Annotated in this window: 8 protein-coding genes; all 8 read left to right on the forward strand. The window is 64.6% G+C overall.

Annotated elements, in window-relative coordinates:
• Window positions 1–1,319, forward strand: a 1,319-nt coding sequence (locus WC739_RS22695) for a sugar ABC transporter ATP-binding protein (protein WP_372955237.1), incomplete at its 5' end; no start/stop codon positions are given.
• Window positions 1,303–2,190: a hydroxymethylglutaryl-CoA lyase gene (locus tag WC739_RS22700; protein ID WP_372955238.1), complete on the forward strand. Its 888-nt coding sequence runs from the start codon at window positions 1,303–1,305 to the stop codon at window positions 2,188–2,190. The genes WC739_RS22695 and WC739_RS22700, both read left to right, overlap by 17 nt.
• A gap of 331 nt (window positions 2,191–2,521) precedes the next feature.
• Entirely contained in the window at window positions 2,522–3,220 is a 699-nt protein-coding gene (locus WC739_RS22705) for a TetR/AcrR family transcriptional regulator (RefSeq protein ID WP_372955239.1), read from the forward strand.
• Window positions 3,221–3,596: 376 nt separating this feature from the next.
• A complete protein-coding gene (locus WC739_RS22710) occupies window positions 3,597–4,604 on the forward strand; it encodes an ABC transporter permease (protein WP_372955240.1) in 1,008 nt (335 codons plus the stop codon).
• 27 nt (window positions 4,605–4,631) lie between these two features.
• Window positions 4,632–5,621: a sugar ABC transporter substrate-binding protein gene (locus WC739_RS22715; RefSeq protein WP_372955241.1), complete on the forward strand. Its 990-nt coding sequence runs from the start codon at window positions 4,632–4,634 to the stop codon at window positions 5,619–5,621.
• Window positions 5,622–5,695: 74 nt separating this feature from the next.
• Window positions 5,696–7,831 carry an ABC transporter permease gene (locus WC739_RS22720; RefSeq protein WP_372955242.1) on the forward strand — a complete coding sequence of 712 codons (2,136 nt, stop codon included), beginning with the start codon at window positions 5,696–5,698 and terminating at the stop codon, window positions 7,829–7,831.
• Complete coding sequence (locus tag WC739_RS22725; protein ID WP_372955243.1) at window positions 7,831–8,874, forward strand: hypothetical protein; 1,044 nt, start codon at window positions 7,831–7,833, stop codon at window positions 8,872–8,874. Before WC739_RS22720 ends, WC739_RS22725 begins: the two co-directional genes overlap by 1 nt.
• A partial coding sequence (locus WC739_RS22730) for an ATP-binding cassette domain-containing protein (RefSeq protein WP_372955244.1) occupies window positions 8,871–9,634 on the forward strand: 764 nt, incomplete at its 3' end. The genes WC739_RS22725 and WC739_RS22730, both read left to right, overlap by 4 nt.

Here is a 9,634-nt window from a genome sequence, read left to right on the forward strand (position 1 = left end):
TGCTGCTCGACGGCAAGCCGGTGAGCTTCTCGTCTCCCGCCGAAGCCATGAAGCATGGCATCGCCATGGTGTTCCAGGAGACGAACCTCGTTCCCTCCATGAACGTCGCCCAGAACATCTTTCTCGGTGACGAGGGGTTCTTCAACCGGCTGCGCGGCGTCAACATCAGGGCGCAGCAGCATCTGCAGCGGCTGAACTTCCATGTCGAGCCGACGGCCCTGGTGTCGACGCTGGGCGCGGCGAAGAAGCAGATGGTCGAGATCGCCCGTGCCGTCCACCACAAGGCGCGCATCTTCATTTTCGACGAACCGACCGCTACCCTGACCCCCGAAGAGAAGCAGCATTTCTTCGCCCTGGTCGAACGGCTGAAAAGCGAGGGCGCCTCCGTTATCTTCATTTCGCATGCGCTGGAGGAGGCGCTGTCGATCGCCGACCGCATCAGCGTGCTGCGCGACGGGGCGCTGATCGTCACCGCCGATGCCCGCGATTTCACCCGCGAAAAGATCGTCCAGGCCATGGTGGGCCGGCAATTGACCGCCACGCTCTATGGCGACGACGCCGCCAAGCGTGTCGCGCGCCATCCCGGCGAAAAGGTGCTGGCGCTTGAAAACGTCTCGATGGGGAAGGCTGTCCGCAGCGCAACGCTGTCCGTCTTCGCCGGGCAGATCACCGGTCTCTTCGGGCTGGTCGGCGCGGGCCGCACGGAAATGATGAAGATCGCCGCCGGTGTGCTGAAGCGCGACGTCTTCCATGGCGGGCGCATAAGGTTGCGTGGCGAGACGGTGCGCTTTCGCGTGCCGCGCCAGGCCGTTCGCCGGGGTGTCGCCTACATCACCGAGGACCGCAAGCTCGACGGCCTGTTCGACACGATGGGCGTCGTCCAGAACGTGTTCCTGGGCAAGCTGGCGAAGGGGTCGAATCCGGTTTCGCTGATCGGCATGAGCGAGGCCAGGCGGCAATCGGCCGAATGGATCGAGGCCATGAAGGTTCGCTCGATCGGCGGCGACGCCAGGGTGGTGGAACTGTCGGGCGGCAACCAGCAGAAGGTGGTGATCGCCAAATCGCTGATCCAGGAACCGTCGCTGATCATTTTCGACGAGCCGACGCGCGGCGTCGATGTCGGGGCGATCGCGGAGATCCACCGGATGATCGAGAAGCTTGCCGATGCGGGCGCCGCCGTCGTCGTCATCTCATCCTATCTGCCGGAAATCCTCAACCTGTCGGACCGCATCCTGGTCGCGCGCCAGGGGCGCATCGTCGAGGAAATGACCATCGACGAAGCGTCCGAAGAAAAGATCATGTATGCGGCCGTCCACTGAACGTCCCGGCGGCGGCCGGCAGGTCACGATCGTCGAGGTCGGCCCGCGCGACGGGCTGCAGAACGAGAAGCGGCTTGTCTCGACGGGCCAGAAGCTGAAGCTTATCGCCATGCTGGCCGATTGCGGCTTCGCCCGCATCGAGGCGACCGCCTTCGTCTCCCCGAAATGGGTGCCGCAGATGGCCGACCATGACGCGGTGATGCGCGGCGCGGCGCGTCGCCCCGGGCTCGTCCTGTCCGCCCTCGTGCCCAATGAGCAGGGCGCTCGGGCCGCGATCGCAGCGGGCGCCCAGGAATTGGCGGTGTTCACCAGCGCCTCGGAGACGTTTTCGCGGCGCAACACCAATTGCACCATCGAGGAGGGGCTGGCCCGCTTCGTGCCGGTAATTGCCTTGGCCGCCGAGCACGGCTTGCCGGTGCGCGGCTATGTTTCCTGCGCGGTCGACTGCCCCTATGAAGGCCCGATGCAACCCGGCGCCGCCGCGAAGGTCGTGGCCAGGCTGCGCGACCTCGGCTGCGCGGAAATCGCGGTCGCCGACACGATCGGCAAGGCAACGCCCGATCGCGTGCACGCCATGGTGCTGGCCGTCCTCGAGGAGGCGGAGGCCGAGCGGCTTGCCGGCCATTTCCACGATACGGGCGGACTGGCGCTGGCCAATGTCGATGCCGCCTGGGATCTCGGGCTCAGGGTTTTCGATTCCTCGGTCGGCGGCCTTGGCGGCTGTCCCTACGCGCCCGGCGCGGCCGGCAATCTCCGCAGTGGCGCGCTGGTGGGCCATTTCGCATCGAAGGGCATCGAAACCGGGATCGATCAAGCCCTGCTGGCCTCCCTGGAAGACACGCTTGAAGCCACGGTCTTCAGCGAGCAATAGATCGGCGGCCGTATCTACGGCCGATACGGAACGGGTTGGCGATCGGCGCCAAGTCGAGCGGCGATTGGCGCGCGACGTTCGTTCTAAGGCCAGCGAATCAACAAGAAATCATGGCGCCGGGCGAGCCATGCCATCTCATATTCACTATCAGGCCAGTGAAGATTGACTTGGACGGCGCATTGATCGATCCTTTGGATGCGTTGAATTGCCGAGGTCGCCGCGAGCAGGGCAGGGAAATGGACGCGGGTGGCGTCGCTTGTTAAGGGGTGCATTGGTTGGGTCCGCTGGAACGGCGCGATCCACTCGGCAGTGAACTGGAAGGATAATAGGATTGTCTCAGGAAAGCGGCGCGAGGCGCAAGCGTGGCACCAAGGCCGAGCAGCGGGCCGAGACGATCGAGCAGATTCTCGACACCGCCGAATATCTGTTCTCGAAGCACGGGCTGCATGGCGTCGCGCTCAAGGATGTCGCCAAGGCCATCGGCGTGCATCACACGCTCATCAACTACTATTTCACCGACAAGAAGATGCTCTTCGATGCCGTCTTTGCGCGCCGGGCGGCCGTCACCAGCGACCGCCGCATGAAGGCGCTCGCCGATTATGAAAACGCGACGAAGGGCAAGCCCACGGTGGAGGGCGCGTTGCACGCCTTCCTCGACACCGATCTCGACCTCTACATCGAGGGCGACGAGGGCTGGAAGAACTATGCGGCGCTCGGCGCCCAGGTTGCCAACACGCCGCAATGGGGCGCCGAACTGATGGACAAGCACTTCGACCCCGTCGTGCTGCGGCTCGTCGAGTTGCTCAAGAAGGCGCTTCCCGGCTGTGCCGAGGAGGACATCTTCTGGGGTTATCATTTCGTCACCGGCGCACTGATGCTTACGCTGGCGCGGACCGGCCGTATCGACAAGCTGTCCGGCGGATTGTGCCAGTCGGACGACTTCGTCGCCGTCAAGCAACGGATGGCGACGTTCATGGCCGCGGGCATCCGCTCCATCTGCGTGAAGCCGGCAGCCAAGCAGAAAGTCTGAGCCCGGGGTTCTTTCCCAGGAACCGGGAACGGCCGATGATGGCGTCACGACGCACGTCCATGGCCTAGCGCCCCGCGCTGCACCCTGACCCTGGAATCCTTCCGCCAACCACGTTGTCGAAGCCGCTTTTCGCGAGCGCACGGACGAGGCCTGAATCGCTGAAACAATGATATTCGCTATCTTGTTAGTGAATGTAATTCTTGCTACAGCTTCGGTCGGGAGGAGAGGACATGTCACGCAAGCCAAGGATTGCGAGCGTCATCCGCGCGTACAGCGCGATGAGCCCCGCATTGGTCCTCCGCCATCCCGCAGCCGTTCAACGATCGTGCAGACCGCCGGCAGGCCCGCAATGCCTGGCGTTCGGATGGTGCCTGCCATGACCGAGACGGCTCTCTCGAAGATGGTTGGCAGGCGCGAGGGCGGCATTCTCGAGCGTGTCGTGCTCGCCGTGACGTTTGGACTGGTCGTCATATTCACCCTCTTCATCGATGGGTTCGCGACGGCCGGAAACCTTCGCGTCGTCCTGTCCAATTCCGCCTCGCTGGTCATGCTCAGCTGCGGCATGGCCGTGGTGATCATTTCGAGGGGGTTGGATCTGTCCCTGATCGCCCAGATGGTGGCGGGCGCGACCATCTTCAGCGTCATGGTCTCCGGCGGCAGTCCGGCCTCGCTGGCGCTGCTGGTCGCCGTCGTCGCCATGGCCACGGTCGGCTTCGTCAATGCGTTCCTGATCGCCTATGTGGGAATCTCGGCCATGTTGGCGACGCTGGCGTCGGCGATGTTCGTCACTGGCGTGTTCCGGTTCGCCATCCTGCGCGGCGAATTCATCCTGCTGCTGCCAAAGTCGAACCCCGCGGTGATGTTCCTGGCCGGAAACATCCTTCCGGGCGTGACGGTCCCGGTGGCGCTGATGATCGTTACCCTCGTCGCGACCGCCTTGCTGCTGAGGGTCTCGACGGCCGGCAGCGTCATCTACGCCATGGGCGACAATTACCAGGCCGCCCGCCTGACCGGCCTGCCGGTCAGGCGCACGACCGTGATCGTCTATGTCTTCGCCTCGATCACCGCGCTTCTCGCCGGTCTCGTGACCTCGGCGGCGAGCGGCGCGGTCGATTTCCGCACCGTCAGCAGCGGCACCCTGCTGTTCGACGTGATCCTGGTTGTCGTGCTGGGCGGCATCCCGCTCAGGGGAGGGCGCGGCGGCATCCGGAACATCCTTATCGGCGCCGCCCTGATCGCCATCCTGCGCAACGGGATGACGCTGATGAACTTCACCACCCAGACCCAGGATGCACTGAGGGGGGTGGTCCTGATCCTGGCAATCGTCATCGACAACTACCTCAACCCCAGGGACACCGAAACCGACACCGTCGGCGATCTTTAAGACTGATAATCAACCTAGGAGGAGAACATGGTCTACAAATTTGGAAATCGCGTCCGCAACGCCGCTATCGCACTTCTGGTCGGTGCATCCGTGGCACTCGGTTCGGCTGGCACGACGTCGGCGGGCACCGACATCGCCGGCAAGAAGGTGATCTTCATCCCGATCGCCATGGGCATCTCGCTGACCGAAGGCTGGGCGCGGCGCATGAAGGAGGATGCGGCGCTGCATGGCTATACGCTGGAGATCCGCGACCCCGCCTTCAGCAGCAGCGCGATGGCCGAATTGCTGGCCAAGGCGATCAGCGAAAAGCCGGACGTTCTCGTCGTCCACAATCCGACGGTCCAGCTGCTGGCGCGCCAGATCAAGCAGGCCGAGGCGGCGGGCATCAAGGTGCTGCAGCTCAATCTGCAGTCCAACCAGCCGTCTTCGGCGTTTGTCGGCGCCAACTGGACCCGTATCGGCCACGACGTCGCCGAGGACATCGTCAAGGAATGCGGCGCCGGCTCCGGCAAGTCGGGCAAGGTGGCCATCATCCCCGGCCAGCTGACCGCGGCCGACAGCGTCATGTTGAACGATGCCGCCTTCAAGGTGTTCAAGGACCATCCGGAAATCCAGGTCGTCTCCAACCAGGCCTCCGACTGGGAGCCTGAGAAGGCGCGCCAGATCACGGCGACGGTGCTGCAGCAGCATCCCGATCTGTGCGCCATCTTCGGTCACTGGGACGTCCATACGATGGGCGCCGGCCACGCGGTCAAGGATGCCGGGCTGGAGGACAAGGTGCTGGTCTATGCCACGGGCGGCGGCGACAACGTGACCTGCAAGGCGGTGGAGGACAAGATCCTCGACCGCGTGTGGAGCTACGACGCCGACGGGCAGGGCCGCGACGCGGCCACGATGATCGACCTGCTGCTGCAGGGAGCCTCCGCAAAGGACGGGTCCATGCTGAGCGTGGATTCGCCGCTCAAGATCATCAAGGCAGGACCGACATACGACCCAAGCCTGTGCTGGAAAATGTAAGCGACGGCCGATCGTCATCATAGAAAAGCGTGCGGGGCTCCGGGAGCCCCGCCGCCCATCGCCTGGAAAGCGCCATGTCCGCCCAAATCGACTTCGCCAGCCTGCCGAAGCAACACGTACCCCTGTGGGTCGTGTCGCCGCGTCGCATTCTCGCGGACATCCTGGCCAAGGGCTGGATCGAGAGCACCATTCCGTTCCTCGCCCTGCTGTGCGTGCTGGTCGGGATCGCGCTGACGACCAACGACTATTTCTCGCCGGCAAACCTGCAAAACCTCGCGCAATACTCCGCCGATGGCGGGCTCGTGGTCCTGGCCCTGCTGATCGTCGTCGCGGCCGGCGGCATCGACCTTTCGGTCGGATCGAACTTCGCCATGTCCGCCTTCGTCGCGCTGTACTGCTTCCACATACTGGGGCTGCCGGTCCCCGCCGTGCTGGCTCTGACGCTGGCGGCCGGCGCGGCGGTCGGCATTGCCAACGGGATCGTTGCCGGCCTGCTCGGCTGCGGCGCGTTGCTGACGACGCTCGGCACCATGATCACCGTCAGGGCGCTGTTCGCGCTTGCCGCCCAGGCTGAACTCGTCGAGATATCGACGAGCAGCCGAACCGACGATCTGTGGGACTGGATCGGCTTCGAGAAATTCCTGAGCGTGCCGATCGGCGCCTGGTGCCTGATCACCGTGTCGGTGCTGGTGTTCGTCCTGTTTCGCCAGCTCCGCTTCGGCTGGCATATCCTTGCCGTCGGTGGCAATCGCAAGGCTGCGCGCCATGGCGGCATCCCGGTCAGGACGACGGTATTCCTCGCCTACCTGCTGGCCGGGCTGATCGTTGGCCTCGCCGGTTTCCTGTTCGCCGCCCGCCAGAACAGCATCAGCGTCGCCGACACCGGCATCGGCATGGAATTCTTCGCGCTGACAGCACTGGTGGTCGGGCTGGGCGGTTTCGTGCCCGGCAAGGGGTCGCCCGTCACGGCGCTGATCGGGTTCGCGACGATCTACCTCCTCAACAATGCGATGATCAATGCGGGCTATCGCGGCGACTTCGTCCAGATCTGGATGGGCGGCATCATCATTCTCATCCTGACGATCGACGTCAGGTTCCGCAAGAACCGTCACCGCCTGCTGGCCTCGACCTATCTCGACCCGGTCGCGCTCGATGCCGGGTCCGTGCAGGGCATGAACGGACTGATGCCAAACGAGATGGAACCAAAGCTCAGCGCGGCGGAAATCCTGGCTTCGGGCAGGGTCGACGGACCCGAGGATGTCATCCTCGACGCAGAGGGCAACCTCTATTGCGGCAACCGCAATGGCTGCATCCTGAAGATCGCCGCGCCGGCCTATACCGACGTCAGCGTGCTGGCCAAGATCGGCGGCCGTCCGCTCGGCCTGGCCTTCGACCGGGAAGGGCGGATCGTGACCTGCGTCGCCGGCATGGGCCTGATCCGCGTCACCATGGAAGGCGCCGTCGAACTGTTGACGGACGAAACAAGCCGCAGCCTGTTCAGCGTGCAGGACGACACGGCGATCCGCATGGCCGACGATCTCGATATCGGCCCGGACGGCACGATCTACTTCACCGACGCTACCAAGCGCTACGACATCGACAATTGGGGGCTGGACCTGCTGGAGGGCCGGCCCAACGGCCGTCTGCTCAGCTTCGATCCGAAAACCCGCAAGACCAGGACGGTGTGCGACAATCTGCTGTTTCCAAACGGCGTCTGCCTGACGCATGACGGCAAGCATCTTCTGGTCGCCAGCACATGGGCCTGCTCGATCCTGATCTTCGACCTGGCCAGGCTTTCCGATGGACCACGCGTCTTTCTGAACGGGCTACCGGGCTACCCCGACAACATCAACCGGGCTTCCGATGGCGGCTACTGGGTCGCGTTGGCGGGCATGCGCAACCCGGTCTTTGACAAGGTCCTGAAACACCCGGAACTGCGGCGGCGCATGACACGGCGCGTGCCGCCGACGAACTGGCTTTTCGGCAACCTCAACATTGGCGGCGTGCTCAAGACGGACGGCCTCGGCAAGGTCGTCGACGCCCTGTGGGACGCCCCGGACGGGCCGCTCTACATGATCACATCGATGCGCGAGCATGAAGGCTCGCTGTTCCTCGGCGGCGTCACCAACGACAAGATCGGCCGCCTTGCCCTGGAGGGCGCCGACGCGCGCTGGACAGGACCCGCGAGCTATTGGGGGAGAACCGGCTGATGCTGTTCGCACCCAAGGCCAAGGAAGCCCCTGGAATGACCCTGGAGGGGATCCTCGGTCCCAACGATCGGCTGGACCAGGCGCCGGGGATCCGCGTCGACAGTCCGGAGGCCATGGCCGTCTGCGCCGACGGGCATCTGCTCTTCAGTTCCGGCAAGCGCGTGCATCGCCTGCGCGAATGGGGCGTCGAACCTGACCTGTGGGCGGAGTTCGACCGGCCGGTGTCGGCGCTGTCATGCGGCAGCGACGGCCTCGTCGCGGTCGGCCTGCAAGGGGGCGCTCTCAAAGTCCTGGATCTCGCCGGCCGCCCCCTCGAAGGCTGGTCGGCGCCGTCCGATCTCGTGTCGGTGACAGACTGCCTGTTCCTTTCCAAGGATGAGATCGCCGTCGTCGACAATGGGTACCGCGACGACCAGAACGTCCCGTCCGTCGCGCCGTGGGACGAGGTGGCACGCGGCAAGGTCGTGGCGATCCACCGCTCCGGGAAATCGCGCGTCGTGGCGGGCGGGCTGCACTGCCCGATGGGCATCGCGCCGGATTTCGCCGGCGGCTTCCTCGTCTCGCAGCTCGAACGGGCCAGCATCGTCGACGCGTCGGGCCGCACGCTCCAGTCAGGCTATCCCGGCTATCTCGGGCGCGTCCGCAGGACCGACATTGGATATGTGATGGCCTGCCTGTCGAGGCGCGATCCCCTGATCGAATTCCTGAAGAAGGAACAGGCGTTCGTGGCGGACATGAAGGCCGATCTCGACCCGCGCTACTGGATCTCGCCGCGGGCGACACCGGAATTCAGCCATGACTTCCCGATCGAACTCGGCGCCGCGCGTCTCTTCGGCGACATCAAACCCTGGGCGCCGTCGTTTTCCTACGGGCTGGTCATCGAACTGGACGAGAAGCTGATGCCGGTCGCCTCGGCGCATTCGCGCGCCAATGGAAGCCGGCACGCCATCTGCGATGTCTGTTCGTGGAATGGCGACCTGATCGCCATCAGTCGGGCCAGCGGCGAAATCCTGAACCTTGGCCGTGGGAGCCCGACGCCATGATCGCGCAACCTGTCGTCAGCCTCGAGAACGTCACCAAGACCTATGGCAACACCGCAGCACTTGCCGGCGCGAATTTCGACCTGATGCCGGGCGAGATCCACGCGCTCGTCGGCGAGAACGGCGCCGGCAAGTCGACGCTTTGCAAGCTGATCGCCGGCGTGATCTCGCCCTCCGAAGGCGTCCTCAAGATCGATGGCCAGGCCGTGGCCTTCTCCTCACCCAAGGACGCCAGCCGGCTCGGGATTTCGATGGTCTACCAGGAGACCAGCCTGGTGCCGCAACTGACCGTGGCGCAGAACATCTTTCTCGGCCGCGAGCGCGTGTTCAATTCCGTCAGGCACGTGCGCAGCGCCGCCAGGCAGGTCCTGCAGAGGCTGAACTTCAAGGTCGATCCCTCGCAACTGGCAGGTACGCTGTCTGCGGCCAAGCGGCAGATGGTCGAGATCGCCCGCGCTGTTTTCAACCAGGCAAGGGTGATCATTCTCGACGAACCGACCGCGGCTCTCACCCCTGAAGAAACCGACCATCTGTTCGACCTGATGAAGTCGCTGCAGAAAAGCGGTGTGGCGATCATCTTCATTTCGCATGCCCTGGAGGAGGCCCTGACCTATGCCGATCGGATCTCCGTCCTGCGCAACGGGCGGATGATGACGACGGGTCCGGCAGCGGATTTCGATCGTGGCAGGCTGATCCATCACATGATCGGCGATGAGTTGAAGGAGCAGGGCAGGATCCCGGCGGCCAGGCGCCCGCCCAGGTC

It is taken from the genome of Mesorhizobium sp. (genome assembly GCF_041661565.1).
In the GTDB taxonomy this organism is placed as follows: Bacteria; Pseudomonadota; Alphaproteobacteria; order Rhizobiales; family Rhizobiaceae; genus Mesorhizobium.